At 60.1% G+C, this 26,320-nt stretch carries 25 protein-coding genes and 1 other RNA gene; 22 read left to right on the forward strand and 4 right to left on the reverse strand.

Going from position 1 to position 26,320, the window contains the following annotated elements:
* The first annotated feature begins 132 nt into the window (after positions 1 to 132).
* The 5 genes from petA to ACM6JQ_RS01495 all read left to right on the forward strand — a co-directional run bounded on the left by petA (position 133) and on the right by ACM6JQ_RS01495 (position 3,913).
* Positions 133 to 726: a ubiquinol-cytochrome c reductase iron-sulfur subunit gene (gene petA / locus ACM6JQ_RS01475; RefSeq protein ID WP_007917031.1), complete on the forward strand. Its 594-nt coding sequence runs from the start codon at positions 133 to 135 to the stop codon at positions 724 to 726.
* On the forward strand, positions 726 to 1,937 hold the full coding sequence (locus ACM6JQ_RS01480; RefSeq protein WP_007917029.1) for a cytochrome b: 1,212 nt from the start codon (positions 726 to 728) through the stop codon (positions 1,935 to 1,937). Before petA ends, ACM6JQ_RS01480 begins: the two co-directional genes overlap by 1 nt.
* On the forward strand, positions 1,937 to 2,719 hold the full coding sequence (locus tag ACM6JQ_RS01485; RefSeq protein WP_007917027.1) for a cytochrome c1: 783 nt from the start codon (positions 1,937 to 1,939) through the stop codon (positions 2,717 to 2,719). Before ACM6JQ_RS01480 ends, ACM6JQ_RS01485 begins: the two co-directional genes overlap by 1 nt.
* Before the next feature lie 146 nt (positions 2,720 to 2,865).
* Complete coding sequence (locus tag ACM6JQ_RS01490) at positions 2,866 to 3,483, forward strand: glutathione S-transferase N-terminal domain-containing protein (protein WP_007917025.1); 618 nt, start codon at positions 2,866 to 2,868, stop codon at positions 3,481 to 3,483.
* Positions 3,484 to 3,499: 16 nt separating this feature from the next.
* A complete protein-coding gene (locus ACM6JQ_RS01495; protein ID WP_007917024.1) occupies positions 3,500 to 3,913 on the forward strand; it encodes a ClpXP protease specificity-enhancing factor in 414 nt (137 codons plus the stop codon).
* 181 nt (positions 3,914 to 4,094) lie between these two features.
* On the opposite strand, the gene ACM6JQ_RS01500 is transcribed toward ACM6JQ_RS01495, so the two are convergent.
* The 4 genes from ACM6JQ_RS01500 to ACM6JQ_RS01515 all read right to left on the reverse strand — a co-directional run bounded on the left by ACM6JQ_RS01500 (position 4,095) and on the right by ACM6JQ_RS01515 (position 7,541).
* On the reverse strand, positions 4,095 to 4,673 hold the full coding sequence (locus tag ACM6JQ_RS01500) for a BON domain-containing protein (protein WP_007917023.1): 579 nt from the start codon (positions 4,671 to 4,673) through the stop codon (positions 4,095 to 4,097).
* Entirely contained in the window at positions 4,670 to 5,263 is a 594-nt protein-coding gene (locus tag ACM6JQ_RS01505) for a phosphoheptose isomerase (RefSeq protein WP_007917022.1), read from the reverse strand. Before ACM6JQ_RS01505 ends, ACM6JQ_RS01500 begins: the two co-directional genes overlap by 4 nt.
* Positions 5,264 to 5,367: 104 nt before the next feature.
* On the reverse strand, positions 5,368 to 5,730 hold the full coding sequence (locus tag ACM6JQ_RS01510) for a YraN family protein (RefSeq protein WP_007917019.1): 363 nt from the start codon (positions 5,728 to 5,730) through the stop codon (positions 5,368 to 5,370).
* Positions 5,730 to 7,541 carry a penicillin-binding protein activator gene (locus tag ACM6JQ_RS01515; protein ID WP_007917016.1) on the reverse strand — a complete coding sequence of 604 codons (1,812 nt, stop codon included), beginning with the start codon at positions 7,539 to 7,541 and terminating at the stop codon, positions 5,730 to 5,732. Before ACM6JQ_RS01515 ends, ACM6JQ_RS01510 begins: the two co-directional genes overlap by 1 nt.
* Before the next feature lie 177 nt (positions 7,542 to 7,718).
* Here ACM6JQ_RS01515 and rsmI point away from each other — a divergent pair, with 177 nt between their 5' ends.
* The 17 genes from rsmI (at position 7,719) to ftsZ (ending at position 26,233) form a co-directional block, all read left to right on the forward strand.
* A complete protein-coding gene (rsmI, locus tag ACM6JQ_RS01520; protein WP_034156477.1) occupies positions 7,719 to 8,624 on the forward strand; it encodes a 16S rRNA (cytidine(1402)-2'-O)-methyltransferase in 906 nt (301 codons plus the stop codon).
* Positions 8,625 to 8,697: 73 nt separating this feature from the next.
* An RNA gene (gene rnpB, locus ACM6JQ_RS01525) (RNase P RNA component class A) lies at positions 8,698 to 9,051 on the forward strand.
* Positions 9,052 to 9,453: 402 nt separating this feature from the next.
* Entirely contained in the window at positions 9,454 to 9,909 is a 456-nt protein-coding gene (gene mraZ / locus ACM6JQ_RS01530; protein ID WP_007917012.1) for a division/cell wall cluster transcriptional repressor MraZ, read from the forward strand.
* Positions 9,906 to 10,853 (forward strand): 16S rRNA (cytosine(1402)-N(4))-methyltransferase RsmH, encoded by a 948-nt coding sequence (gene rsmH, locus ACM6JQ_RS01535; RefSeq protein ID WP_163019685.1) that lies wholly within the window; start codon positions 9,906 to 9,908, stop codon positions 10,851 to 10,853. Before mraZ ends, rsmH begins: the two co-directional genes overlap by 4 nt.
* Positions 10,850 to 11,143, forward strand: coding sequence for a cell division protein FtsL (ftsL, locus tag ACM6JQ_RS01540; protein ID WP_007917008.1), 294 nt, complete (start codon positions 10,850 to 10,852; stop codon positions 11,141 to 11,143). Before rsmH ends, ftsL begins: the two co-directional genes overlap by 4 nt.
* Positions 11,143 to 12,882: a peptidoglycan D,D-transpeptidase FtsI family protein gene (locus ACM6JQ_RS01545; protein ID WP_174245137.1), complete on the forward strand. Its 1,740-nt coding sequence runs from the start codon at positions 11,143 to 11,145 to the stop codon at positions 12,880 to 12,882. The genes ftsL and ACM6JQ_RS01545 overlap by 1 nt, the downstream gene beginning before the upstream one ends.
* Complete coding sequence (locus ACM6JQ_RS01550) at positions 12,882 to 14,345, forward strand: UDP-N-acetylmuramoyl-L-alanyl-D-glutamate--2,6-diaminopimelate ligase (protein ID WP_007917005.1); 1,464 nt, start codon at positions 12,882 to 12,884, stop codon at positions 14,343 to 14,345. Before ACM6JQ_RS01545 ends, ACM6JQ_RS01550 begins: the two co-directional genes overlap by 1 nt.
* Positions 14,338 to 15,705 (forward strand): UDP-N-acetylmuramoyl-tripeptide--D-alanyl-D-alanine ligase, encoded by a 1,368-nt coding sequence (locus ACM6JQ_RS01555; protein WP_414893117.1) that lies wholly within the window; start codon positions 14,338 to 14,340, stop codon positions 15,703 to 15,705. Before ACM6JQ_RS01550 ends, ACM6JQ_RS01555 begins: the two co-directional genes overlap by 8 nt.
* Positions 15,705 to 16,787 carry a phospho-N-acetylmuramoyl-pentapeptide-transferase gene (gene mraY / locus ACM6JQ_RS01560; RefSeq protein ID WP_007917000.1) on the forward strand — a complete coding sequence of 361 codons (1,083 nt, stop codon included), beginning with the start codon at positions 15,705 to 15,707 and terminating at the stop codon, positions 16,785 to 16,787. Before ACM6JQ_RS01555 ends, mraY begins: the two co-directional genes overlap by 1 nt.
* Positions 16,788 to 16,792: 5 nt before the next feature.
* Positions 16,793 to 18,139 carry a UDP-N-acetylmuramoyl-L-alanine--D-glutamate ligase gene (gene murD / locus ACM6JQ_RS01565; protein WP_095112409.1) on the forward strand — a complete coding sequence of 449 codons (1,347 nt, stop codon included), beginning with the start codon at positions 16,793 to 16,795 and terminating at the stop codon, positions 18,137 to 18,139.
* Positions 18,136 to 19,353, forward strand: coding sequence for a putative lipid II flippase FtsW (gene ftsW / locus ACM6JQ_RS01570; protein ID WP_007916996.1), 1,218 nt, complete (start codon positions 18,136 to 18,138; stop codon positions 19,351 to 19,353). Before murD ends, ftsW begins: the two co-directional genes overlap by 4 nt.
* The gene (gene murG / locus ACM6JQ_RS01575) at positions 19,343 to 20,413 is read left to right on the forward strand and encodes an undecaprenyldiphospho-muramoylpentapeptide beta-N-acetylglucosaminyltransferase (protein WP_007916994.1); all 1,071 of its coding nucleotides are present in this window, start codon (positions 19,343 to 19,345) and stop codon (positions 20,411 to 20,413) included. The genes ftsW and murG overlap by 11 nt, the downstream gene beginning before the upstream one ends.
* Entirely contained in the window at positions 20,406 to 21,866 is a 1,461-nt protein-coding gene (murC, locus tag ACM6JQ_RS01580; RefSeq protein ID WP_007916992.1) for a UDP-N-acetylmuramate--L-alanine ligase, read from the forward strand. The genes murG and murC overlap by 8 nt, the downstream gene beginning before the upstream one ends.
* On the forward strand, positions 21,863 to 22,822 hold the full coding sequence (locus tag ACM6JQ_RS01585) for a D-alanine--D-alanine ligase (protein WP_007916991.1): 960 nt from the start codon (positions 21,863 to 21,865) through the stop codon (positions 22,820 to 22,822). Before murC ends, ACM6JQ_RS01585 begins: the two co-directional genes overlap by 4 nt.
* 4 nt (positions 22,823 to 22,826) lie before the next feature.
* Positions 22,827 to 23,693: a cell division protein FtsQ/DivIB gene (locus ACM6JQ_RS01590; RefSeq protein ID WP_007916989.1), complete on the forward strand. Its 867-nt coding sequence runs from the start codon at positions 22,827 to 22,829 to the stop codon at positions 23,691 to 23,693.
* A 15-nt stretch (positions 23,694 to 23,708) separates the two neighbouring features.
* The gene (gene ftsA, locus ACM6JQ_RS01595) at positions 23,709 to 24,968 is read left to right on the forward strand and encodes a cell division protein FtsA (protein ID WP_007916987.1); all 1,260 of its coding nucleotides are present in this window, start codon (positions 23,709 to 23,711) and stop codon (positions 24,966 to 24,968) included.
* Positions 24,969 to 25,036: 68 nt separating this feature from the next.
* Entirely contained in the window at positions 25,037 to 26,233 is a 1,197-nt protein-coding gene (gene ftsZ, locus ACM6JQ_RS01600) for a cell division protein FtsZ (RefSeq protein WP_007916986.1), read from the forward strand.
* The last annotated feature ends 87 nt before the right edge of the window (positions 26,234 to 26,320 follow it).

Here is a 26,320-nt window from a genome sequence, read left to right on the forward strand (position 1 = left end):
GAGCTCGGGGTAATTCCCTTGTCAGAATTGGGGCTTTTCATTACCATCTCGGCAAAATTTTTATAAGTAACATTGATTTATTTAGTAGACGCCTGATTTAACAGGCCACAAAAGCTGATGGGAGAGGACTGAATGAGCAATGACGGCGTGAATGCAGGCCGGCGTCGCTTCTTGGTAGCAGCCACATCCGTGGTGGGTGCTGCAGGAGCGGTGGGGGCTGCGGTCCCGTTCGTGGGGTCATGGTTTCCCAGTGCCAAGGCGAAAGCCGCCGGTGCACCGGTGAAAGTGAATGTCAGCAAAATCGAGCCAGGACAGCAGATGATTGCTGAATGGCGCGGCCAGCCGGTGTTCATTGTCCGCCGTACCGAGGAAATCCTGGGGAATCTCAAGAAGATCGAGGGCCAGCTCTCCGATCCAACCTCCAAAAACTCCACGCAACCCACCTATGTCGACCCTGAAGTGCGCTCGATCAAGCCGGAAATTCTGCTGCTGATCGGGATCTGCACACACCTGGGTTGCTCACCAACCTTCCGTCCCGAAGTGGCACCTGCGGATCTCGGTAAAGACTGGGTCGGTGGCTATTTCTGCCCTTGCCACGGTTCCCACTACGATCTGGCTGGCCGCGTCTACAAGTCGCAACCTGCGCCTTTGAACCTGCCAGTTCCCCCGCATTCCTATGAGACCGATGACCTGATTGTCATTGGCGTCGATACGGAGAAAGCGTGATGAGCAAGTTCATGGATTGGGTTGATGCGCGCTTTCCCGCGACCAAAATGTGGGAAGACCATCTCAGCAAGTATTACGCTCCAAAAAACTTCAACTTCTTCTATTTCTTCGGCTCCCTGGCGCTGCTGGTGCTGGTGAATCAGATCGTTACCGGTGTCTGGCTGACGATGAGTTACACGCCGTCGGCAGAAGAAGCCTTCGCTTCCGTTGAATACATCATGCGCGACGTCGAGTACGGCTCGATCCTGCGTCTGCTGCACTCGACCGGCGCTTCGGCGTTTTTCATCGTGGTTTATCTGCACATGTTCCGTGGCCTGCTCTACGGTTCGTACCAGAAACCGCGCGAGCTGGTCTGGGTCTTCGGCATGCTGATTTACCTGGCGCTGATGGCCGAAGCCTTCATGGGTTATCTGCTGCCTTGGGGTCAGATGTCCTACTGGGGTGCCCAGGTGATCATCTCGCTGTTCGGTGCGATTCCGGTGATCGGAAACGACCTGACGCAGTGGATTCGTGGTGACTACCTGATCTCCGGGATCACCCTGAACCGCTTCTTCGCCTTGCATGTGGTGGCTCTGCCAATCGTGATTCTCGGTCTGGTCGTGCTGCACATTCTGGCCTTGCACGAAGTAGGCTCGAATAACCCGGACGGCGTCGACATCAAGAAGCACAAAGACGAAAACGGCATCCCGCTGGACGGCATTGCCTTCCACCCGTACTACACCGTGAAAGACATAGTCGGTGTCGTGGTGTTCCTGTTTATCTTCTGTTTTATTGTGTTCTTCTTCCCGGAAATGGGCGGCTACTTCCTCGAAAAACCAAACTTCGAGCAGGCTAACCCGTTCAAGACACCAGAGCACATTGCCCCGGTCTGGTACTTCACGCCGTTCTACGCAATCTTGCGGGCGATCCCCGACAAACTCATGGGTGTGATTGCCATGGGCGCGGCGATTGCGGTGCTGTTCGTGCTGCCATGGCTGGACCGCAGTCCGGTCAAATCGATGCGCTATAAGGGCTGGATGAGCAAAATCTGGCTGCTGGTGTTCTGCATTTCGTTCGTGATTCTGGGCATTCTCGGTGTTCTTGCGCCGACGCCGGAGCGAACCTTGCTGTCGCAGGTCTGCACCTTCCTGTACTTCGCCTACTTCATTCTGATGCCGTTCTACACCAGGCTCGAGAAGACCAAACCGGTTCCGGAAAGGGTGACTGGCTGATGAAAAAGTTATTTTTCGCTCTGATTTTTGCTGCTTTGCCTGTCCTGTCTTTCGCTGCTGAGCACGGAGGTCCTGAGCTGGAGAAAGTCGACATCGACGTTTCCGACAAGGCCGCCCTGCAGGATGGCGCACGTACTTTTGCCAACTATTGCATGGGTTGCCACAGTGCCAAGTTCCAGCGTTACGAGCGGGTTGCCGATGATCTGGGCATTCCTCACGAAATGATGCTGGAGAAGCTGGTGTTCACCGGCGCCAAGATCGGCGATCACATGAACATCGGCATGCAGCCGGCGGACGCCAAGACCTGGTTCGGCGCGGCACCACCGGATCTGACCCTGGTGGCGCGCGTGCGTGGTACTGACTGGCTTTACGGTTACCTGCGCTCGTTCTACGAAGATCCGGCACGTCCTTGGGGTGTAAACAACAAGGTCTTCCCGAACGTCGGCATGCCTAACGTGCTGGTCGGCCTGCAAGGTCGCCAGGTCGTGGGCTGCAAACAGGTGCAGATCGTCGAAGACGGCAAGAAGCAATATGATCCGTTGACCGGCACGCCTCTGACGCATGAAGCGTGCGATCAACTGACCATCGTGCCGAAATCCGGTGCTCTGAACGAAGAGCAGTTCGATGAGAAGGTCAAGAATCTGGTAACCTTCCTGGCTTACTCGGCTAACCCGGTTAAGCTGCAACATCAGCGCATCGGTACTTATGTCTTGCTGTACCTGGCGTTCTTCTTTGTGTTCGCCTACCTGCTCAAGCGTGAATACTGGAAAGACGTGCACTGATACGCTTCAAGCATTGCTGTTAATCGCGCGCGCCCAAGGGCGCCTCCAATAACGCAACGTCTGGTTCGCCAAGCGTTGCGGGAGGCGCCCTCTGGGCGCGCGCGTTTTTCCGGTTCCGACAAATTCAACAAGCGAGGAGGATCGCCATGGGCGTGACCAATCGGTTGGCCTGTTACTCCGACCCCGCCGACCACTATTCCCACCGAGTGCGCATTGTGCTTGCAGAGAAGGGTGTCAGCGCCGAGATCATTTATGTGGAAGCTGGTCGCCAGCCGCCTAAACTGATTGAGGTCAACCCTTACGGCAGTCTGCCGACGCTGGTCGATCGTGACCTGGCGTTGTGGGAGTCGACCGTGGTGATGGAATATCTGGATGAGCGTTACCCGCACCCGCCGTTGATGCCGGTTTACCCGGTGGCGCGTGCCAACAGCCGCCTGCTGATTCATCGTATTCAGCGCGACTGGTGTGGTCTGGTGGATCTGATTCTGGATCCCAAGTCCAAGGAGGCCGCGCGTGTCGTGGCGCGCAAGGAATTGCGTGAAAGCCTGACGGGCGTGTCGCCGCTGTTTGCCGACAAGCCGTTTTTCCTCAGTGAGGAACAAAGTCTGGTGGATTGCTGCCTATTGCCAATACTCTGGCGTTTGCCGATTCTGGGTATTGAACTGCCGCGGCCAGCCAAGCCGTTGCTTGATTATATGGAGCGCTCGTTTGCGCGTGAGGCTTTCCAGGCGAGTCTGTCTGGTGTCGAACGCGATATGCGCTAAGGCTTAAGGAGCCGCTATGAACTCCAGTCGACCTTATCTGGTCCGCGCGCTCTACGAGTGGATTGTTGATAACGATTGCACCCCGCACATGCTGGTCAATTCCGAATACCCGGCGGTGCAGGTGCCGCAGGGTTTCGCCAGTGACGGGCAGATTGTCCTGAACATCTCGCCAAGTGCCGTGCGTCATCTGCACATGGACAACGACGTGGTGACCTTCGAAGGTCGCTTCGGTGGTGTCCCGCACAGCTTGTACGTGCCGATCAGCGCGATCCTGGGGATCTACGCCCGGGAGAACGGTCAGGGCATGGTGTTCGATCTCGAGTCGCCGATGGATGACGAGGAAGAGATCGAGTCGGATGACGACTTGCCACCACCGGACAGCGAGCCGCCGCGCCCTAGCGGCCGGCCTAGTTTGAAAGTGGTGAAATAAAAAAAGGCGATCCGGATGGATCGCCTTTTTTATGCGCATCTCAAAACTTCACATACATCTCAAATCTGCATACACATCTCAAAACTGTAGGAGCTGCCGAAGGCTGCGATCTTTTGATCCTGATCTTTAAAGCAAGATCAAAAGATCGCAGCCTTCGGCAGCTCCTACACAGGGTTCTGTGTCAGTCGATGTATTCGAAGAGTTTGACGATCTTCTGCACGCCGGAAACGCCCTGAACCAGATTGGTCGCCTGGGTGGCTTCCTGTTTGGTCAGCAGGCCCAGCAGATAGACAATACCGTTCTCGGTCACGACCTTGATGCGCGAGCCAGGGATGCTGGCGTCGGTGAGCATCTGGGTCTTGATCTTGGAGGTCAGCCAGGTGTCGTTCTGGCGAGCCAGGAAGCCGGACGGCGGTATGACCTGCAGTTCGTTGTGAACGGTTTTTACCCGTTGCACGGCGGCTGCTGCCTGCTCAGCCTTGGCTTTCAAGTCTGCGCGAGGGGTTTGACCGGCCAGCAAGACAACACCGTTGAAACTGGTGACGACGATGTGCGAATCGTTGTCCAGGGCCGGGTCGGCCTTGGCCACGTTCACACCGACTTTGGTTTCGATCAACGAGTCGTCGATCTTGCTACCGAAGGTGCGCGTGCCACGGTCGTCGTCGATCGGTGCTTCACGGCTGGCGTTCACCACCGAGGTGCAGCCGCTGATGCCGAGGCACAGGGTCAAGGCCAGAAGGCCAAGGCGATTAGGGGTCATTCTTCACTCCCGAACAGTTGGCTGTCGATCAGATCGCAAAGGCAATGGATCGCCAGCAAGTGGACTTCTTGAATACGTGCGGTGACATTGGCCGGTACGCGAATCTCGACGTCTTCGGGCAGCAGCAGCGACGCCATGCCGCCGCCATCGCGTCCGGTCATAGCTACGACAATCATTTCGCGATCATGTGCGGCCTGGATCGCTTGAATAATGTTCGCCGAGTTGCCGCTGGTCGAAATAGCCAGCAGGACATCGCCTGGCTGACCGAGCGCGCGGATCTGTTTGGAGAACACTTCGTTGTAGCTGTAGTCATTGGCGATCGAAGTGATCGTCGAGGTATCGGTGGTCAGGGCGATAGCTGGCAGGCTCGGACGCTCGCGCTCGAAGCGGTTGAGCAACTCGGAGGAGAAGTGCTGGGCATCGCCGGCTGAGCCGCCATTGCCGCACGAAAGCATTTTGCCTTCGTTGAGCAGGGCGTTGACCATGATCTGGCTGGCTTGCTCGATGTGCGGTGCAAGTACGTCCATCGCCTGTTGCTTGGTGTCGATACTGGCCTGGAAAAGCTGGCGAATTCGGGATTGCATGTCCATCTGTGTGACCTTAAGTAGCGCGGCTGTCCGGCACATGAATGTGCAGCCCGCAAAGCAAAGAGCAAAATTTGTCGGTGGGATTGTCCGGGTCGCAACGCCTGCGATCAACTGTCGAAAGCATTCTGCAACCAGTTCAGCTGATCCGGATGGCTGTCGATAGCCACCACGTCGAAGCGGCAAGGGGAATTGGCCCAACGCGACTCGCGCTGAAGAAAATACTGTGCAGCGAAAATCAGTTTCTGCTGCTTGCGCCCATCGATGCTAGCGAGCGCGCCACCCCATTGAGTGTTTTTTCTGTAGCGAACTTCAACGAATACTACTGTATCGCCATCAAGCATGACCAGATCAAGCTCGCCGCGTTTGCATAACCAGTTCTGCGCCAGCAGGCGCAGACCGTGTTGTTGCAGATGCTCGAGCGCCTGGCGCTCGGCATCCTTACCGCTTTGCGAGCGTGACCTGTCGGGCATCAGCGCGGGGTGTCCGGCAGGCGCTGCACCTGGCCGCTGACGAACTGTGCCCAAGGCAATTGACGCACGACGCGTTGGGTCTGGGTCATGCCGAGGCTGCCCGACTCACCGTCGATGCGGCTGTCCGGCAGCGCTTTGAGCTGGCCCAGGCGCGGAGCCAAGCGATAGGCATCGACACCCATCGCGTACAGGCGGCCGAGGCTGCCGGCGGCTTGCGGCCACTGCGCAACCACTTGCTGACGCAATGGGTCACTGCTGTCCAGCAGCCATGGGGTTTCGCAGAAGCGAATGCCGTTCATGTCGTTGTACTGGTTGACGTCGCCACTGGCGCTGTAAACGTGCGAGGTCGCGTAAACCGGAACGTCTCCGGCGTACTGGAAATTCAGGGTCGGCTTGATCTGCTGCGCCTGTTGTGGCGTGGCAGCAAGGAAGATGAACTCGATGTCCTGACGACGCGACGGCTGCGCTGCGACGTTAGTGCCGGCGGCATTTTGCAGGCTCTTGGCGCGGGCTTCGCTCTGACGCAGCTGGAACATGTCAGCGATCTGCTGAGCCAGTTGCACCGGCTGATCAACGCGTTCAGTGGCTACGATGCTGCCGCCGTTAGCCTGCCAGTCCTGGCTGAACGCACGCAGTACGCGGTCGCCCCATTCGCCTTTCGGCACCATAATGGCGGCGCGGTGCAGGCCATCGGCACGGGCGCGGCGCGAGACTTCGCGGGCTTCGTCTTCCGCGGCCAGACCGAACTGGAACAGTTGCGCAGGACCTTGATCGCCTTCGCTATAGTTCAGGGCGAGGGTGGTGATCGGCAGTTGCGGGCGGGTGCTCAGTTGTTTGACCAGTGGTTTTTCCAGCGGGCCGACGACCAGTTGCACGCCATCAGCCTGAGCCTTGCGGTAGAACTCGTCCATCGAGGTCAGCTTCGAGCTGTCGTAGAACTCGATCGCTGGTGGCTTCTGTCCAGCCTGTTGAGCCTGGTAGTGCGCGGCCATGAAGCCTTCACGCAGTGCCTTGCCGACGGCAGCCAATTGACCGTCCTGCGGCAGCAGCAGGGCGATTTTGCTCAGCGGCTGGCTGGCCAGTTCCTTGAGCTTGGTCAGCGGCAGCGGCAGGTTGATCGCAGCCGGGTGTTTTGGATTCTGCGCACGCCAGGTGTCGATCGCGGCTTGCTGCTGTTCCAGGGTGCCCGCGGATTTTACCGCCATGGCCAGGCCCATCCAGCCGCCGAGATCGTCGGTGCTGTTCGGTTGCAGTTGATCAGTTGGCAGCGAGCCGATCAGGGTCCAGATCGCTTCGTGGTTCTTGCTCGCGGCTTCGCCTTGCAGCATCGGAGCGATAAACACGCGCTCGCGGGCGGCAGCCAGAGTCTGGCCATCGGCTTCAAGGGCGCGGGCGTGAACGGTGCCGGTGCGCACTTGCTGCTCTTCAGGCATCTCACCCAAATGTTGCAGGCTTGGATGGCTCAGGGCCGTCAGCGCAGCTTTCGGCTGATTGCGGGTCATGGCCAGCTCAGCATTCAGCGTGCTGGCGAAAATCTGCTGGCCTGGCTTCAGTTGCTCCATCGGCACTTGTTGCAGGATCTGCGCAGACTGGCCGGCGTTACCCTGACGGTAAGCCAGATCCGCAGCACTCAGGCGCAGCAGGGCGGCTTTTTCCGGGGTTTTCGCCTGGCTAGCCTGTTCGAGCAGTTGCTCGATGCTGGCATCCGGGGTCCGTGGAAGTTCGCCAAGGCTGGAGGAAGGGGAGCTGGCGCAAGCCGCCAACAGGGCAGCGAGGCAGAGGGCAGTGAACAGCCGCAGGCAAGCGATCATGTAAGTGTTCCTGATACTCGATCAAATTAGCGTCGAATTGTACCCAAGCACTGGCCGGGGCGCGATGTTACTGGCGTGAATCGGACGATTTAGCTGGAGTAAATGTTGCGGCGGCGCACAACTGCGCGCAAAACCATGGTGGGTCGAGGCGCGTCGCAAGCCTCGTGTCGCGCTACAATGGCCGCTTTTACCGATCACGAGGTGTGCGCTTTGACTGCTCCAGGTTCCCTGAATTCCGCTGCTGGCTCGCTTTATGTGGTGGCGACGCCCATCGGCAACCTGGACGACATCAGCGCCCGGGCATTGAAGATCCTCCGTGAAGTCGCCTTGATCGCCGCCGAGGATACCCGTCACTCGGCGCGCCTCATGCAGCACTTCGGGATCGGCACGCCGCTGGCTGCGTGTCACGAACACAATGAACGAGATGAAGGTAGCCGCTTTATTACCCGCTTGCTGGCCGGTGACAACGTCGCGCTGATTTCCGATGCCGGGACGCCGCTGATTTCCGATCCGGGTTATCACTTGGTGCGTCAGGCTCGCGCAGCCGGAATCAATGTGGTGCCGGTGCCGGGTGCTTGTGCGCTTATCGCCGCGCTGTCGGCGGCGGGGCTGCCATCCGATCGTTTTATCTTTGAAGGTTTTCTGCCGGCCAAGTCGGTCGGGCGCAAGGCGCGACTGGAAGCCGTTAAAGAAGAGCCGCGCACGCTGATCTTTTACGAAGCTCCGCACCGCATTCTTGAATGTCTGCAGGATATGGAAGCAGTGTTTGGTGGAGAGCGTCAGGCATTGCTCGCTCGTGAAATCACCAAAACCTTTGAAACGCTTAAAGGTCTGCCATTGGCTGAGTTGCGTGCATTCGTCGAATCCGACAGCAATCAGCAACGCGGCGAATGCGTGGTGCTGGTCGCCGGCTGGACCGCGCCGGAGTCTGAAGACGCAGTGAGTAGCGAAGCGATGCGCATCCTCGATCTGCTCCTCGAAGAAATGCCGCTCAAGCGTGCCGCCGCGCTGGCAGCGCAGATCACCGGCGAGCGCAAAAACGTGTTGTATCAGGTCGCGCTGGATAAACAGAAAGGCGTGTAAGCCGTCGCCCATAGCGGTCTTGAGGCTTTTAGCGCTTGTTCTTCGGGCGCTCTGCCGTTAACCTTCGCGGCGGAGAGTCGATCGGACAGTCGCTGCCCTCTATGAAAATTAGGGGGGGGAGGAAAGTCCGGGCTCCATAGGGCGAAGTGCCAGGTAATGCCTGGGAGGCGTGAGCCTACGGAAAGTGCCACAGAAAATAACCGCCTAAGCGCTTCGGCGCCGGTAAGGGTGAAAAGGTGCGGTAAGAGCGCACCGCACGTCTGGCAACAGTTCGTGGCTAGGTAAACCCCACTTGGAGCAAGACCAAATAGGGTCCCAAGGCGTGGCCCGCGCTGGGACCGGGTAGGTTGCTAAAGATGTCCAGTGATGGCCATCGTAGACGAATGACTGTTCAAGACAGAACCCGGCTTACAGATCGACTCTCCACCTTTTTCTTTCCCTGCTTGAATCAATGGCAACAGGGCTGTGTAATATCAGCATGCCTGGGCTGAAAGTTCGGCAGCGGCAAACGCAGTAATAGCCATTTCCCACCTTGCTTCAATCAACAGCAGAAGCGCTTTTGTAATACCGAAAAAATCTTACTCTTAACAAATTACTTTAACTTTCGAGCGCAGCTATCAGTGCTGCATCAGGTTATGGGTCAAAAGTCTGCGCCAGATTGTCGTTACTCCTCCTTTTATGCTCCTAAATCTCCGTTCTGTAAGGGTTTTCCTTTAATCCGCGCCTTGACGGTGTGGTGGGCGCATTCCTATAGTGTGCGCAAGTGGCGGAAAGTGGCATGAAGTGGGTTTTTTGAGCTCAAAACGATAAAAATTGGAGAAGCGCAGACGTGTTTCGCGGAGCTAACGCTATCAGTCTCGACGCAAAGGGCCGTCTCGCTATGCCGAGCCGGTACCGTGACGAGCTCGATTCGCGCAGTTCCGGCCAATTGATCGTGACCATTGATGCCGTTGATCCGTGTCTGTGTGTCTATCCGCTCGACGAGTGGGAAATTATTGAAACCAAGTTGCGCGCACTCCCTTCGCTTCGCGAAGAGAACCGTCGCTTGCAGCGTTTATTGATTGGCAACGCCGTCGACCTCGAGCTCGATGGCAGTGGTCGTTTTCTGGTTCCACCGCGTCTGCGCGAATACGCCAAGTTGGATAAGCGCGCGATGCTGGTAGGCCAACTGAACAAGTTCCAATTGTGGGACGAGGATGCATGGAACGCGGTATCTGCCGCTGACCTTGCTGCCATTCAACAACCGGGCGCGATGCCTGATGAACTGCGTGATTTGATCCTGTGACTATTGATAGCGGCTTTAACCACATCACCGTACTGCTTGACGAAGCCGTCGAGGCTCTCGCCGTACGTCCTGATGGCTGCTATCTGGACGGCACGTTCGGGCGCGGCGGCCACAGCCGGCTGATCCTCAGCCAGCTCGGCACGGACGGTCGGCTCATCGGATTCGACAAAGATCCACAAGCGATTGCCACCGGGCAAACGCTAGCGGCCGAAGACGGCCGCTTTGTCGTTGTGCAGCGCAGCTTTGCCGAGCTCGGTTCGGTGGTTGCCGAACAGGGTCTGAGCGGCAAGGTCAGCGGTATTCTGCTCGACCTCGGCGTGTCTTCGCCGCAGCTCGACGACGCCGAGCGCGGCTTCAGTTTCCTCAACGACGGCCCGCTCGACATGCGCATGGACCCGTCCCGTGGCATCAGCGCTGCCGAGTTTGTCAACACCGCACCGGCTGAGGAAATCGCCCGGGTGTTCAAGGAATACGGCGAAGAGCGATTCTCCGGTCGCATGGCTCGCGCGGTCGCCGAACGTCGCGATATCAAGCCGTTCGAGCGCACCGCCGATCTGGCTGAAGTGTTGAAAGTCGCCAACCCGGCGTGGGAAAAGGGCAAGAACCCGGCCACCCGTGCATTCCAGGGTTTGCGCATTCACGTCAACAACGAACTGGGTGATCTGGAAGCCGGCCTCGAAGCCGCACTGGACGCTCTGGAAGTTGGCGGCCGTCTGGTCGTGATCAGCTTCCACTCGCTGGAAGACCGCATCGTCAAACTGTTCATGCGCAAGCTGGTGAAAGGCGAAGCCGACAACCTGCCGCGCAACCTGCCGGTTCGCCATGTCGCGTTCGAACCGAAAATCAAAATCCATGGCAAAGCGCAGACGGCCTCCGACGCCGAACTCAAAGCCAACCCACGTTCCCGTAGCGCCGTCATGCGCGTCGCGGAGAAGTTGCGGTGAGCAAGCTTTTCGCCAAGCCACTGCCCGGCGGCAGCTTTCTGATGCTGCTGCTGTTTATCGGCGTGCTCGTGTCGGCCATCGCCGTGTCGTACAGCGCGCACTGGAACCGGCAGTTGCTCAACACCCTTTACAACGAACTCAGCGTGCGCGACAAGGCGCAGGCCGAGTGGGGCCGTCTGATTCTTGAGCAGAGCACCTGGACCGCGCACAGCCGCATCGAAGTGCTGGCCACCGAACAATTGAAAATGCACATCCCCGGCGCGGCTGACGTGAAGATGGTGGCGCCATGATGAAACTCGAAGGCGCACTGTTCCCATGGCGCTTCCGCCTGATGGTGGCGCTGCTTGGCATCATGGTCGCGGCGATCTGCTGGCGCATCATCGACCTGCAAGTGGTTGACCGTGACTTCCTCAAAGGTCAGGGCGATGCGCGCAGCCTGCGTCACATTCCGATTCCTGCTCACCGTGGTCTGATCACCGACCGTAACGGCGAGCCTTTGGCCGTGAGTACTCCGGTGACCACGCTGTGGGCCAACGCCAAGGAAATGCAAACGGCGAAAGAGAAGTGGCCGGCACTCGCCGCCGCGCTGGGTCAGGACCCGAAAGCCCTGACTGAACGCCTCGAAGCCCAGGCCAACAAAGAATTCATTTATCTGGTGCGCGGGCTGACCCCCGAGCAAGGCCAGGCTGTGCTCGACCTGAAAGTGCCGGGCGTTTATGGCATCGAAGAATTCCGCCGGTTCTATCCGGCCGGTGAAGTCACCGCACACATGGTCGGGTTTACCGACATCGACGACCACGGTCGCGAAGGTGTCGAACTGGCTTATGACGAATGGCTCGCCGGGGTGCCGGGCAAACGACAGGTCATCAAGGATCGGCGCGGACGGCTGATCAAGGATGTCCAGGTCACCAAAAACGCCAAGGCCGGCAAGCCCTTGGCGTTGTCCATTGACCTGCGCCTGCAATATCTGGCCAACCGCGAGCTGCGTAACGCGATCATCGAGAACGGCGCCAAGGCCGGCAGTCTGGTGATCATGGACGTCAAGACCGGTGAGATTCTGGCCATGGTCAACCAGCCGACCTACAACCCGAACAACCGCCGTAATCTGCAACCGGCAATGATGCGTAATCGCGCGATGATCGACGTGTTCGAACCGGGTTCGACCATGAAAGCCATCTCGATGGCCGCCGCGATCGAAACCGGTCGCTGGAAACCGAGCGACACCGTCGAGGTGTATCCGGGCTCCCTGCAGATCGGCAAGTACACCATCAAGGACGTTTCCAAGAGCGAAGGTCCGGTGCTCGACCTGACCGGCATTCTGATCAATTCCAGTAACGTCGGCATGAGTAAGGTCGCGTTCGATATCGGCGGCGAAACGATTTTCCGCCTCGCGCAGAAAGTCGGCCTCGGCCAGGACACCGGCCTTGGCTTCCCGGGCGAACGTGTCGGCAACCTGCCGAACTACCGCGATTGGCGCAAGGCTGAAACCGCAACCTTGTCTTACGGCTACGGTATTTCCGTGACCGCGATTCAGTTGGTGCACGCGTTCTCGGCGCTGGCCAACAACGGTCGTCTCGCGCCGCTGACGCTGATCAAAACCGACAAGCCGCCGCAGACCACGCAGGTGCTGCCGGAAGCCGTCGCGAAAACCCTGCAAGGCATGCTTACTCAGGTGATCGAAGCGCCGCGCGGCGTGTTCCGTGCGCAGGTGCCGGCGTATCACGTGGCGGGCAAGTCGGGTACTGCGCGTAAGACCTCGGTGGGCACCAAGGGCTATGCGGAAAACTCTTACCGCTCGCTGTTCGCCGGTTTCGGTCCGATGAGCGATCCGCGTTACGCGATCGTTGTGGTGATCGATGAACCGAGCAAGGCCGGCTACTTCGGTGGTCTGGTTTCCGCGCCGGTGTTCAGCCGTGTGATGTCCGGCACCCTGCGTCTGATGAACGTAACACCGGACAACCTGCCGACGACGCAACAAGCCAACGCTACCCCGGTCGTTCCGCTGAAAGCCAATGGAGGGCGCGGCTGATGTCATTAAGTCTGAACAAGATATTCCCCCACGCCGGCCACGATCTGTTGATCCGTGAATTGGCGCTGGACAGCCGCAACGTACGCGCGGGCGATTTGTTCCTCGCCGTGCCCGGCGGCAAATTCGATGGCCGTGCGCACATCGCCGATGCCTTGCAACGCGGCGCGGCGGCTGTAGCGTATGAAGTTGAAGGTGCCACCGTGCTGCCGATCACCGACGTGCCGCTGATTCCGGTCAAAGGTCTGGCGGCGCAGCTGTCGGACATCGCCGGGCGTTTTTACGGTGAGCCAAGTCATCACCTGAACTTGATCGGCGTGACCGGCACCAACGGCAAAACCAGCGTGACCCAATTGGTTGCGCAGGCGCTGGATCTGCTCGGTCAGCATTGCGGCATCGTTGGGACCTTGGGTTCCGGCTTCTATGGCGCACTGCAAAGCGGTCTGCACACCACGCCGAATCCGATCGCCGTGCAAGCAACGTTGGGCGACCTGAAAAAGGCCGGCGCCAAAGCCGTGGCCATGGAAGTCTCGTCCCACGGTCTGGATCAGGGCCGCGTCACTGCGCTGGCGTTCGACGTCGCGGTGATGACCAACCTGTCCCGCGACCACCTGGACTATCACGGCACCATGCAGGCGTACGCCGAGGCCAAGGCCAAGCTGTTCGCCTGGAATGATCTGAAGTGCCGCGTGGTCAACCTCGACGACGATTTCGGCCGGCAACTGGCCGCTGAAAAACGCGAATCGCGCCTGATCACCTACAGCCTGCTCGACAGCAGCGCCTATCTATATTGCCGCGAAGCGCAGTTCGATGACCACGGCGTGCGCGCCACACTGGTGACGCCGCAGGGCGAACATCATCTGCGCAGCACGTTGCTCGGCCGGTTCAACCTGAGCAACGTATTGGCTGCGGTCGGTGCCTTGCTCGGTCTGGATTACGCGCTCGACGAAATTCTCAAAGTACTGCCGAAGCTCGAAGGCCCGGCCGGGCGCATGCAGCGTCTGGGTGGCGGTACGCAGCCTTTGGTGGTGGTCGATTACGCCCACACCCCGGATGCGCTGGAAAAAGTCCTCACTGCATTGCGCCCGCACGTCAAAGGTCAACTGCTGTGCCTGTTCGGCTGCGGCGGTGACCGTGATCGCGGCAAGCGTCCGTTGATGGCTGAAGTGGTCGAGCGTCTGGCCGATCAGGTGCTGGTCACCGACGACAACCCGCGTACTGAAGATCCGGCAGTGATTTTCGATGACATCCGCGCCGGTTTCACGGCTGTGGATAAAGTCACCTTCGTCGCTGGCCGTGGTCAGGCGATTGCGCAACTGATTGCCGGCGCTTCGGCGGATGACGTGATTGTTCTGGCCGGTAAAGGTCACGAGGACTATCAGGAAATCAACGGCGAGCGCCACGCTTTCTCCGATCTGGTCGAGGCTGATCACGCCCTGACGGCGTGGGAGGTGGCCCATGCTTAAGGCCTTGAAACTCAGCGAACTGACCAACGCACTCGATGCGCGTTTGATCGCTGCTGATGCCAGTTTCGACGGCGTCAGCATCGACAGTCGCGCGATCCAGCCTGGGCAACTGTTTATTGCGTTGACCGGTCCGCGTTTCGACGGTCATGACTATTTGAACGATGTCGCCGCCAAAGGCGCCGTGGCTGCGCTGGTCGAGCGTGAAGTCGCCGACAGCACGCTGCCGCAACTGCTGGTCAAAGACACCCGTCAGGCCCTCGGCCAGTTGGGCGCGCTGAACCGTGCCGCGTTCACTCAGCCAGTCGCAGCGATCACCGGTTCCAGCGGCAAGACCACGGTGAAGGAAATGCTCGCGAGCATCCTGCGCACGCGCGGTCCGGTACTGGCGACCCGTGGCAATCTGAACAACGACCTCGGCGCACCGCTGACCCTGCTCGAACTGGCCCCGGAACACACTTCGGCGGTGATCGAACTGGGCGCCTCGCGTCTGGGTGAAATCGCTTATACCGTCGGCCTGACCAAGCCGCACGTGGCGATCCTGAATAACGCCGGCACCGCGCACGTCGGTGAGTTTGGCGGGCCGGAAAAAATCGTCGAAGCCAAAGGCGAAATCATCGACGGGCTGGCGGCCGACGGCGTCGCCGTGCTCAATCTCGATGACAAGGCCTTCGGTATCTGGAAGACCCGTGCGGGCGCGCGCAAAGTGCTGACTTTTGCCTTGAGCAACACGCACGCGGACTTTTACGCCAGCGATCTGAGCACCGATGCCCGTGGTTGCCCGGCCTTCAATCTGCACACACCTGAAGGTGTCGAGCGCGTTCAACTGAACCTGCTCGGCACGCATAACGTCGCCAACTCCATGGCCGCCGCCGCTGCCGCTCACGCCTTGGGCGTGTCGCTGTTCGGCATCGCCACCGGGCTTGGCGCCGTGCAACCGGTCAAGGGTCGCACCGTCGCGCAACTGGCGAAAAACGGTATGCGCGTGATCGATGACACTTACAACGCAAACCCCACCTCGATGTGCGCGGCCGTTGATATACTCGCCGGCTTTTCCGGCCGCACCGTCCTGGTGCTCGGAGATATCGGCGAGTTGGGCGATTGGGCGGAGCAGGGGCACCGCGACGTGGGCGAGTACGCCCGGGGCAAGGTTTCCGCGCTTTACGCAGTCGGGCCAAACATGGTTCACGCCGTAAACGCTTTCGGTGAACAGGCGCATCACTTCGGCACGCAAGCCGAACTGATTCAGGCCCTCGACGCCGAGCAGGACACAAACACCACCATTTTGATCAAGGGTTCGCGCAGTGCAGCGATGGAAAACATCGTTGCGGCTCTGTGCGGGTCCAGTCTGGAGAAACATTAATGCTGCTGCTGCTAGCGGAGTATCTGCAACAGTTCTACAAAGGCTTCGCGGTCTTTCAGTACCTGACCCTGCGCGGGATTCTCGGTGTGCTGACCGCGCTGGTTTTGTCGCTGTGCTATGGCCCGTGGATGATCCGCACTTTGCAGAACCGTCAGATCGGTCAGTCCGTTCGTAATGATGGCCCGCAATCGCACCTGTCCAAGTCGGGTACACCGACCATGGGCGGCGCACTGATTCTGTCTTCGATCGGCGTCAGCACTCTGCTTTGGGCTGACCTGAGCAACCGTTACGTCTGGACTGTTTTGTTGGTGACTCTGTTGTTCGGCGCCATCGGCTGGGTCGACGATTACCGCAAAGTCATCGAGAAGAACTCGCGTGGTCTGCCGAGCCGCTGGAAGTATTTCTGGCAGTCGGTGTTTGGCCTCGGCGCGGCGATCTTCCTTTATATGACTGCGTCCACCCCGGTGGAAACCACGCTGATTCTGCCGATGCTCAAGGACTACAGCATTCCGCTGGGCCTCGGTTTCATCGTGCTGACCTACTTTGTGATCGTCGGCTCGAGCAACGCGGTCAACCTGACTGACGGCCTCGATGGCCTGGCAATCATGCCGACCGTGATGGTCGGTGGTGGCCTCGGCATCTTCTGCTACCTGTCGGGTAACGTGAAATTTGCTGAATACCTGTTGATCCCTTACGTGCCGGGCGCGGGCGAACTAATCGTGTTCTGCGGCGCGCTGATCGGTGCCGGTCTCGGCTTCCTGTGGTTCAACACCTATCCGGCGCAAGTGTTCATGGGCGACGTCGGTGCCCTGGCACTCGGCGCGGCGCTGGGCACCATCGCGGTGATCGTCCGTCAGGAAATCGTCCTGTTCATCATGGGCGGCGTGTTCGTGATGGAAACCCTGTCAGTCGTCATTCAGGTTGCGTCCTTTAAGCTGACCGGTCGCCGTGTGTTCCGCATGGCACCGATCCACCACCATTTTGAACTCAAGGGCTGGCCCGAGCCGCGCGTGATCGTCCGTTTCTGGATCATCACCGTGATTCTCGTGCTGATCGGCCTTGCCACCCTGAAGCTGAGGTAGAACGAGTGTCTCTGATCGCTTCTGACCACTTCCGCATCGTTGTCGGCCTCGGCAAGAGCGGCATGTCCCTGGTTCGCTTTCTGGCGAACCGGGGCACGTCGTTTGCCGTGGCGGACACGCGGGAAAATCCACCGGAACTGGCCACGCTCAAGCGTGACTATCCGCACGTGGAAGTGCGTTGTGGCGAGCTGGACGTCGAATTCCTGTGCCGTGCCGACGAGCTCTACGTGAGCCCCGGCCTGGCGCTGGCGACCCCGGCCCTGCAAGCCGCTGCGGCCCGTGGCGTGAAACTGTCCGGCGACATCGAGCTGTTCGCGCGTAACGCGCGGGCGCCGATCGTGGCCATCAGCGGTTCCAACGCGAAAAGCACCGTCACCACTCTGGTTGGCGAGATGGCGGCTGCGGCCGGCAAGCGCGTCGCCGTCGGCGGCAACCTTGGCACTCCGGCGCTGGATCTGCTCAGCGACGACGTCGAGCTGTACGTGATGGAACTGTCGAGTTTCCAACTGGAAACCACCGACCAGCTCAATGCCGAAGTGGCCACCGTGCTGAACATCAGCGAAGACCACATGGATCGCTACAGCGGTCTACCGGCGTACCACTTGGCCAAGCACCGGATTTTCCGTGGTGCCAAGCAGTTCGTGGTCAACCGTCAGGATGCGCTGACTCGTCCGTTGATGGGTGAGGGCCAGCCGTGCTGGACCTTCGGTCTGAGCAAACCGGATTTCAAGGCATTCGGTATCCGCGAAGAAGATGGCGAGAAGTACCTGGCCTTCGAATTCCAGAATCTGATGCCAGTGCGTGAATTGAAGATTCGCGGTGCACACAACCAGTCCAACGCCCTCGCGGCGCTGGCGCTCGGTCACGCCGTGGGCTTGCCGTTCGACGCCATGCTCTCGGCGCTGCGCACCTTCGCCGGCCTCGAACATCGCTGCCAGTGGGTGCGTGATCTCGATGGCGTGGCGTATTACAACGATTCCAAAGCGACCAACGTTGGCGCCGCACTGGCGGCCATCGAAGGCCTCGGCACGGACATCAACGGTAAGGTCATCCTGATCGCCGGTGGTGATGGCAAGGGTGCCGAATTCAACGATCTGCGTGATCCGGTGGCGGCCAACTGCCGCGCCGTGATCCTGATGGGCCGCGACTCCGACAAGATCGGCGAGGCCATCGGCGACGCCGTGCCATTGATTCGCGCGACCTCACTGGTCGACGCCGTTGCGCAATGCCGCGCCGCCGCCCGGCCGGGTGACGTCGTGCTGCTGTCGCCGGCCTGTGCCAGTTTCGACATGTTCAAGAATTACGAAGACCGTGGTCACCAGTTCGTCCGCGCTGTGGAGGATCTGGCATGAGCCTGCGCAATATCATCAAACCGTATCCGTCGCCGATCATCACCGGGCGCGGTATCGACCTCGATTTCCCGATGCTCGCCGGTTGCCTGGCGCTGCTCGGTCTCGGTTTGATCATGATCGCCTCGGCGTCCACCGAAGTGGCAGCCGCGCAGTCGGGCAGTCCGCTGTATTACATGATTCGCCACCTTATTTATGTGGTGCTGGGTCTGGGCGCGTGCATCGTCACCATGATGATTCCGATCGCCACCTGGCAACGTCTCGGCTGGCTGATGCTGATCGGTGCGTTCGGCTTGCTGGTGATGGTGATCATTCCCGGCATCGGTCGCGAAGTGAACGGTTCGATGCGCTGGATCGGTTTCAGCTTCTTCAACGTGCAGCCGTCGGAAATCGCCAAAGTGTTCGTGGTGATCTACCTCGCCGGTTATCTGGTACGTCGCCAGAAAGAGGTGCGTGAAAGCTGGATGGGCTTCTTCAAGCCGTTCATCGTGCTGCTGCCGATGGCCGGTCTGTTGCTGATGGAACCGGACTTCGGGGCCACCGTAGTAATGATGGGTGCTGCGGCGGCCATGCTGTTCCTCGGCGGGGTCGGACTGTTCCGCTTCTCGCTGATGGTGGTGTTGGCGGTCGGGGCCGTGGTCTTGCTGATTCAGATGCAGCCATATCGTATGGCGCGTCTGACCAACTTCGCCGACCCGTGGGCTGACCAGTTCGGCGCCGGCTATCAGTTGTCGCAAGCCCTGATCGCCTTCGGTCGCGGTGAATGGCTGGGCGTCGGTCTGGGCAACAGCGTGCAGAAGCAGTTCTACCTGCCGGAAGCGCACACTGACTTCGTGTTCTCGGTACTGGCTGAAGAGCTCGGCGCCGTGGGTTCGCTATGCACCGTCGCGCTGTTCGTGTTCGTGTGTATTCGCGGCATGTACATCGGCTTGTGGGCGGAGAAAGCCAAGCAGTTCTTTGCCGCGTATGTGGCTTACGGTCTGTCGTTCCTGTGGATTGGTCAGTTCCTGATCAACATCGGTGTGAACGTCGGCCTGCTGCCAACCAAGGGTCTGACCCTGCCGTTCCTCAGTTATGGCGGCAGCTCGTTGGTGATCTGCTGTGCCTGTCTCGGCTTGTTGCTGAGGATCGAGTGGGAGAGTCGAACCCATCTGGGCAGTGAAGAGATGGAGTTCCATGAGAGCGACTTCGCCGAGGAGCCGAATCATGGGCGCTAACGTATTGATCATGGCCGGCGGCACCGGCGGCCACGTATTCCCGGCGCTGGCCTGTGCCCGCGAGTTTCAGGCGCGCGGCTACACCGTGCACTGGCTCGGCACGCCACGCGGCATCGAGAATGAACTGGTGCCGGCGGCAGGTCTTGAACTGCACCGCATCAACGCTACCGGCCTGCGCGGCAAGGGCAAGCTGTCGCTGCTCAAGGCGCCGTTCATGCTGCTCAAATCGGTGTGGCAGGCGCGGGCGATCATTCGTCGCTTGAAGCCGGTGTGTGTGGTCGGCTTCGGTGGTTATGTGACCGGTCCCGGTGGCCTCGCCGCGAAACTGGCCGGTGTGCCGGTGATCGTTCACGAGCAGAACGCCGTGGCCGGCACCGCCAATCGGTTGCTGGTGCCGTTCGCCGCCCGGGTGTGTGAAGCGTTCCCCGACACCTTTACTCTGTCGGACACCCGCCGTACCACCGGAAACCCGGTGCGCAGCGAGCTGTTCCTCGATACATCGCGACCTGCCCTGGCCGGTCGCAAAGCGCGTTTGCTGATCCTCGGCGGAAGCCTGGGTGCAGAGCCGTTGAACAAGTTGCTGCCTGAAGCCCTGGCCCAAGTCGCTGCCGATTTGCGCCCGGAAGTGTTTCATCAGGCTGGCAAAAACCACGATGAAGTGACTGCAGAGCGTTACCGCGCCGCCGGCGTGGAAGCGCAGGTGCAGCCGTTCATCAAAGACATGGCCCAGGCCTATGGCTGGGCTGACCTGGTGGTGTGCCGTGCAGGCGCGTTGACCATCAGTGAGCTGGCTGCCGCCGGTCTGCCCTCGATGCTGGTGCCTTTGCCCCACGCGATCGACGATCACCAGACCCGCAACGCCGATTATTTGGCCCGCGAAGGCGCTGCCTTCCTGATGCCGCAAAGAACGACTGGTGCCGCGGACCTTGCCGCGCGCCTGACAGAGGTCTTGATGCAACCGCAACGACTCGAAGATATGGCCCAAGCGGCCCGCCGTCTGGCGAAACCCGATGCCACCCGTAGCGTGGTCGATACCTGTCTGGAGGTGGCCCATGGTTGAGAATCAGAAAGCCATGCCGCAACCGGAAATGCGCCGCATCCGTCGCATCCACTTCGTCGGCATCGGCGGCGTGGGCATGTGCGGTATTGCCGAAGTGTTGTTGAACCTGGGCTACCAAGTGTCCGGTTCCGACCTGAAAGCTTCGCCGGTGACCGAGCGTCTGGAATCGTTCGGCGCGCAGATTTTCATTGGCCACCGTGCCGAGAACGCTGCGACCGCCGATGTGCTGGTGGTGTCTAGCGCGGTAAATACCTCGAACCCGGAAGTCGCGACTGCGCTTGAGCGCCGCATTCCGGTTGTACCGCGTGCCGAAATGCTTGCGGAACTGATGCGCTATCGCCACGGCATCGCTGTCGCCGGTACGCACGGCAAAACCACCACCACCAGCCTGATCGCTTCGGTGTTCGCTGCGGGTGGTCTGGACCCGACGTTCGTCATCGGTGGTCGTCTGAATGCCGCGGGCACCAATGCCCAGCTCGGCACCAGCCGTTACCTGATCGCCGAAGCCGATGAAAGCGATGCGAGTTTTCTGCATCTGCAACCGCTGGTGGCCGTGGTCACCAACATCGACGCCGACCACATGGCGACCTACGACGGTGACTTCAACAAACTGAAGAAAACCTTCGTCGAGTTCCTGCACAACCTGCCGTTCTACGGCTTGGCAGTGATGTGCCTGGACGATCCGGTGGTGCGCGAAATCCTGCCGCTGGTGAAACGTCCGACCGTGACCTACGGCTTCAGCGAAGACGCTGACGTGCGCGCGATCAATATTCGCCAGCAAGGCATGCAGACGTTCTTCACCGTGCTGCGCCCGGATCGTGAACCGCTGGACGTGTCGGTGAACATGCCCGGTAACCACAACGTCCTCAACTCGCTGGCGACCATTTGCATCGCCACCGACGAAGGCGTCAGCGATGAAGCCATCGTTCAGGGCCTTTCGGGCTTCCAGGGCGTGGGCCGACGCTTCCAGGTCTACGGCGAACTGCCGGTGGACGGCGGCAACGTGATGCTGGTCGACGACTACGGTCACCACCCGACCGAAGTCGCCGCGGTGATCAAAGCCGTGCGCGGTGGCTGGCCGGAGCGCCGTCTGGTGATGGTGTATCAGCCGCACCGTTACAGCCGCACCCGCGACCTGTACGACGACTTCGTCAATGTACTGGCCGACGCCAACGTGCTGCTGCTGATGGAAGTTTATCCGGCCGGCGAAGAGCCGATCCCGGGCGCTGACAGCCGCAAGCTGTGCAACAGCATCCGCCAGCGCGGTCAGCTCGACCCGATCTACATCGAGCGTGGCGTCGATCTGGCGCCGCTGGTCAAGCCGCTGCTGCGTGCCGGCGACATCCTGCTGTGCCAGGGCGCCGGTGATATCGGCGGTCTCGCGCCGAAGCTGTTGAAAAGTGAATTGTTCGCTGGCGCCGTGGCGGCGTCGGTCGAGGGGAAGTTGAAATGACTGCTGCCTACGCCAACCTGTTCTCCACCATCGCGCCAAAAGACTTCGGCCGCGTCGCCGTGCTCTTCGGCGGGCTGAGTGCCGAGCGTGAGGTTTCGCTGAAATCCGGTAACGCCGTACTTGAAGCGCTGCAAAGTGCTGGCGTGGACGCGTTCGGCATCGACGTTGGCGACGACATTCTGCAACGTCTGCTCAGCGAAAAGATCGACCGCGCCTTCATCATTCTTCACGGCCGTGGCGGTGAAGACGGCTCCATGCAGGGCCTGCTCGAAGTGGCGGGCATTCCGTACACCGGCAGCGGCATTCTGGCCTCGGCACTGGCGATGGACAAACTGCGCACCAAGCAGGTCTGGCACAGCCTCGGCATTCCGACGCCACGTCACGCCGTGCTGTGCAGCGAAGCCGATTGTATTTCGGCGGCGACGGAACTGGGCTTCCCTTTGATCGTCAAACCGGCGCATGAAGGTTCAAGTATCGGGATGGCCAAAGTGAGTTCTGCGTCCGAGTTGATCGACGCATGGAAAGCGGCCAGTACCTACGATTCGCAAGTCTTGGTTGAGCAATGGATTCAAGGTCCGGAGTTCACCATCGCCACCCTGCGTGACCAGGTGTTGCCTCCTATTGCCCTGGGTACACCGCACACGTTCTACGACTACGACGCCAAGTACATCGCCAACGATACCCAGTACCGCATTCCATGCGGGCTGGATGCCGTCAAGGAGCAAGAACTCATGGATCTCACGGCCAAGGCCTGTGAGGCGCTGGGTATTGCCGGCTGGGGCAGGGCGGACGTGATGCAGGACGCCGACGGGCAGTTCTGGTTCCTGGAAGTGAACACCGCACCGGGCATGACCGATCACAGTCTGGTGCCGATGGCGGCCCGTGCGGCTGGCCTGGATTTCCAGCAACTGGTTCTGGCCATTCTGGCCGCCAGTGTTGAAGACGCTCGAGGTTAAGACGATGCAAGGCGCTCAGCTCCGACATCAGCCTCCCGCACCCGGCCGCAAGCCGGTGCCACGGGGTGCCAGCCGAATGGTGGCGAAAGAGCCGATGTCCGCGCGCCTGCCGAAAGCCAATTTCAGCTTTCTGAAAAGTCTGTTCTGGCCGGTGCTGTTGGTGGTGCTGGGCTTTGGCACTTACGAAGGCGCGACGCGTTTGCTGCCGTACGCCGACCGGCCGATCACCAAGATCGCCGTGCAGGGCGACCTGAGCTACATCAGCCAGCAAGCGGTGCAGCAGCGGATCGCCCCGTATGTGGCGTCGAGCTTCTTCACCATCGACCTGGCCGGTATGCGCACCGAGCTTGAGCAGATGCCGTGGATCGCCCACGCCGAAGTCCGTCGTGTGTGGCCGGACCAGGTGGTGATCCGCCTCGAAGAACAATTGCCGGTGGCGCGTTGGGGCGACGAGTCGTTGCTGAACAACCAGGGCCAGGCGTTTACGCCCAAGGAACTGGCGAATTACGAACACCTGCCACAGCTGTTCGGCCCACAACGGGCTCAGCAGCAAGTCATGCAGCAGTATCAGGTGCTGAGCCAGATGCTGCGGCCGTTGGGCTTCTCGATTGCGCGCCTGGAATTGCGTGAACGCGGGAGTTGGTTCCTGACCACCGGTGCCGGCAGTTCCGGCCCCGGCATCGAGTTGCTGCTGGGACGCGGCAACCTGGTGGAAAAGATGCGCCGCTTTATCGCCATCTATGACAAGACGCTTAAAGACCAGATTACGAACATTGCGCGCATCGATCTGCGCTACGCCAACGGCCTCGCTGTTGGCTGGCGGGAACCAGTAGCGCCGACGACAGCCCAACCCGCTGTCGCAAAGAATTAAGAAGAGGCAGGACCCATGGCAAACGTGCAAAGCGGCAAAATGATCGTCGGTCTCGATATCGGCACCTCCAAGGTGGTGGCGCTGGTCGGCGAGGTCTCCGACGACGGCTCGCTGGAAATCGTCGGGATCGGTACCCATCCGTCCCGTGGCCTGAAGAAGGGCGTGGTGGTCAACATTGAGTCCACCGTGCAATCGATCCAGCGCGCGATCGAAGAGGCCCAACTGATGGCGGGCTGCCGCATTCACTCGGCGTTCGTCGGCGTGGCGGGCAATCACATCCGCAGCCTGAACTCCCACGGCATCGTCGCGATCCGTGATCGTGAAGTCAGCTCGGCTGACCTTGAGCGCGTGCTCGACGCCGCTCAGGCTGTAGCTATCCCGGCTGACCAGCGCGTGCTGCACACCTTGCCGCAGGATTACGTGATCGATAACCAGGAAGGCGTACGCGAGCCTCTGGGCATGTCCGGCGTGCGTCTGGAAGCCAAGGTTCACGTGGTCACCTGCGCCGTCAACGCTGCACAAAACATTGAAAAATGCGTGCGTCGCTGCGGTCTGGAAATCGACGACATCATTCTCGAGCAACTGGCCTCGGCCTACTCGGTGCTGACCGACGACGAGAAAGAACTCGGCGTGTGCCTGGTCGACATCGGCGGCGGCACCACTGACATCGCGATCTTTACTGAAGGCGCGATCCGCCACACCGCAGTGATCCCGATTGCCGGTGATCAGGTGACCAACGACATCGCCATGGCGTTGCGCACCCCGACCCAGTACGCCGAAGAGATCAAGATCCGCTACGCCTGCGCCCTGGCCAAACTGGCCGGTGCCGGTGAAACCATCAAGGTGCCGAGTGTTGGCGATCGTCCACCGCGCGAACTGTCGCGTCAGGCCCTGGCCGAAGTGGTCGAGCCGCGTTACGACGAACTGTTCACCCTGATCCAGGCCGAGCTGCGTCGCAGCGGCTACGAAGACCTGATCCCGGCCGGCATCGTCCTCACCGGCGGTACGTCGAAGATGGAAGGCGCCACTGAACTGGCCGAAGAAATCTTCCACATGCCGGTCCGCCTCGGCGTACCGCATGGCGTGAAAGGTCTGGATGACGTGGTGCGCAACCCGATTTATTCCACTGGCGTTGGTTTGTTGATGTACGGCCTGCAAAAGCAGTCCGACGGGGTTTCGTTCTCCGGCATCGGCAGCCGCGACAGCTACAGCAACGAAGAGCCACAGGCGCCGTTGCTGGACCGATTGAAGAAGTGGGTTCAAGGCAACTTCTAAAGCTTTACCGCAACACCGCAACAAAAATGCAGTAGGCGAAAAAACTAGAGAATGTAAGGAGAGGGAAAATGTTCGAACTCGTAGACAACATCCCCGCAAGCCCGGTAATCAAAGTTATCGGTGTTGGCGGTGGCGGCGGCAACGCTGTCAATCACATGGTCAAGAGCAACATCGAAGGCGTTGAGTTCATCTGCGCCAACACTGATGCTCAAGCGCTGAAAAACATCGGCGCGCGCACCATTCTGCAACTGGGCACGGGCGTGACCAAAGGTCTGGGCGCCGGCGCCAACCCTGAAGTAGGTCGTCAGGCCGCTCTCGAAGACCGTGAGCGCATTGCCGAAGTCCTGCAGGGCACCAACATGGTGTTCATCACCACTGGCATGGGCGGCGGTACCGGTACCGGTGCTGCGCCGATCATCGCCGAAGTGGCCAAGGAAATGGGCATTCTGACCGTTGCGGTAGTAACGCGTCCGTTCCCGTTCGAAGGCCGCAAGCGTATGCAGATCGCCGATGAAGGCATCCGCATGCTTTCGGAAAGCGTCGACTCGTTGATCACCATCCCTAACGAGAAGCTGCTGACCATCCTCGGTAAAGACGCCAGCTTGCTGTCGGCTTTCGCCAAGGCTGACGATGTACTGGCCGGTGCCGTTCGCGGTATCTCCGACATCATCAAGCGTCCGGGCATGATCAACGTCGACTTCGCCGACGTGCGTACCGTAATGAGCGAAATGGGCATGGCGATGATGGGCACTGGCTGCGCCAGCGGTCCGAACCGTGCACGTGAAGCCACTGAAGCGGCCATCCGCAACCCGCTGCTGGAAGACGTGAACCTGCAAGGCGCACGCGGCATCCTGGTGAACATCACCGCCGGTCCTGACCTGTCCCTGGGTGAGTACTCCGACGTGGGTAGCATCATCGAAGCCTTCGCTTCCGAGCACGCGATGGTCAAGGTCGGTACCGTTATCGATCCGGACATGCGCGACGAACTGCACGTGACTGTGGTTGCCACCGGTCTGGGCGCGAAAATCGAGAAGCCTGTAAAGGTCATCGACAACACCGTTCACACCTCCATGGCTTCTGCCCAGGTGCAACAACCGGCTGCGGCCCGTCAGGAAGCGCCAGCGGTGAACTACCGTGATCTGGACCGTCCGACCGTCATGCGCAACCAGGCTCAGGCCGGTGCTGCGGCTGCCGCGAAGATGAATCCGCAAGATGATCTGGACTACCTGGACATCCCGGCGTTCCTGCGTCGTCAGGCCGATTGATGGAATGTATCAGGGCTATGAAGGTGATTGGTGTTCAGCAAAGGCATGGTCTGCTATCATCGCCAGCCTTTGTTGATACCAGTTCGC

Origin of the sequence: Pseudomonas sp. IT-232MI5, from assembly GCF_949767845.1 — a bacterium.
Taxonomy (GTDB): Bacteria; Pseudomonadota; Gammaproteobacteria; order Pseudomonadales; family Pseudomonadaceae; genus Aquipseudomonas.

Excerpts from the sequence above, each read along its gene's own strand:
- murC (WP_007916992.1), top strand. The coding sequence starts at position 20,406 with ATGGTTGAGAATCAGAAAGCCATGCCGCAACCGGAAATGCGCCGCATC.
- ACM6JQ_RS01480 (WP_007917029.1), top strand. The coding sequence starts at position 726 with ATGAGCAAGTTCATGGATTGGGTTGATGCGCGCTTTCCCGCGACCAAA.
- ACM6JQ_RS01510 (WP_007917019.1), bottom strand. The coding sequence starts at position 5,730 with ATGCCCGACAGGTCACGCTCGCAAAGCGGTAAGGATGCCGAGCGCCAG.
- ACM6JQ_RS01505 (WP_007917022.1), bottom strand. The coding sequence starts at position 5,263 with ATGGACATGCAATCCCGAATTCGCCAGCTTTTCCAGGCCAGTATCGAC.
- ACM6JQ_RS01500 (WP_007917023.1), bottom strand. The coding sequence starts at position 4,673 with ATGACCCCTAATCGCCTTGGCCTTCTGGCCTTGACCCTGTGCCTCGGC.
- ACM6JQ_RS01585 (WP_007916991.1), top strand. The coding sequence starts at position 21,863 with ATGACTGCTGCCTACGCCAACCTGTTCTCCACCATCGCGCCAAAAGAC.
- petA (WP_007917031.1), top strand. The coding sequence starts at position 133 with ATGAGCAATGACGGCGTGAATGCAGGCCGGCGTCGCTTCTTGGTAGCA.
- murG (WP_007916994.1), top strand. The coding sequence starts at position 19,343 with ATGGGCGCTAACGTATTGATCATGGCCGGCGGCACCGGCGGCCACGTA.
- ACM6JQ_RS01490 (WP_007917025.1), top strand. The coding sequence starts at position 2,866 with ATGGGCGTGACCAATCGGTTGGCCTGTTACTCCGACCCCGCCGACCAC.
- ACM6JQ_RS01485 (WP_007917027.1), top strand. The coding sequence starts at position 1,937 with ATGAAAAAGTTATTTTTCGCTCTGATTTTTGCTGCTTTGCCTGTCCTG.
- ACM6JQ_RS01590 (WP_007916989.1), top strand. The coding sequence starts at position 22,827 with ATGCAAGGCGCTCAGCTCCGACATCAGCCTCCCGCACCCGGCCGCAAG.
- ACM6JQ_RS01515 (WP_007917016.1), bottom strand. The coding sequence starts at position 7,541 with ATGATCGCTTGCCTGCGGCTGTTCACTGCCCTCTGCCTCGCTGCCCTG.
- ACM6JQ_RS01495 (WP_007917024.1), top strand. The coding sequence starts at position 3,500 with ATGAACTCCAGTCGACCTTATCTGGTCCGCGCGCTCTACGAGTGGATT.
- ftsZ (WP_007916986.1), top strand. The coding sequence starts at position 25,037 with ATGTTCGAACTCGTAGACAACATCCCCGCAAGCCCGGTAATCAAAGTT.
- mraY (WP_007917000.1), top strand. The coding sequence starts at position 15,705 with ATGCTGCTGCTGCTAGCGGAGTATCTGCAACAGTTCTACAAAGGCTTC.
- ftsW (WP_007916996.1), top strand. The coding sequence starts at position 18,136 with ATGAGCCTGCGCAATATCATCAAACCGTATCCGTCGCCGATCATCACC.
- ACM6JQ_RS01555 (WP_414893117.1), top strand. The coding sequence starts at position 14,338 with ATGCTTAAGGCCTTGAAACTCAGCGAACTGACCAACGCACTCGATGCG.
- ACM6JQ_RS01550 (WP_007917005.1), top strand. The coding sequence starts at position 12,882 with ATGTCATTAAGTCTGAACAAGATATTCCCCCACGCCGGCCACGATCTG.
- rsmI (WP_034156477.1), top strand. The coding sequence starts at position 7,719 with ATGGCCGCTTTTACCGATCACGAGGTGTGCGCTTTGACTGCTCCAGGT.
- ACM6JQ_RS01545 (WP_174245137.1), top strand. The coding sequence starts at position 11,143 with ATGAAACTCGAAGGCGCACTGTTCCCATGGCGCTTCCGCCTGATGGTG.
- ftsA (WP_007916987.1), top strand. The coding sequence starts at position 23,709 with ATGGCAAACGTGCAAAGCGGCAAAATGATCGTCGGTCTCGATATCGGC.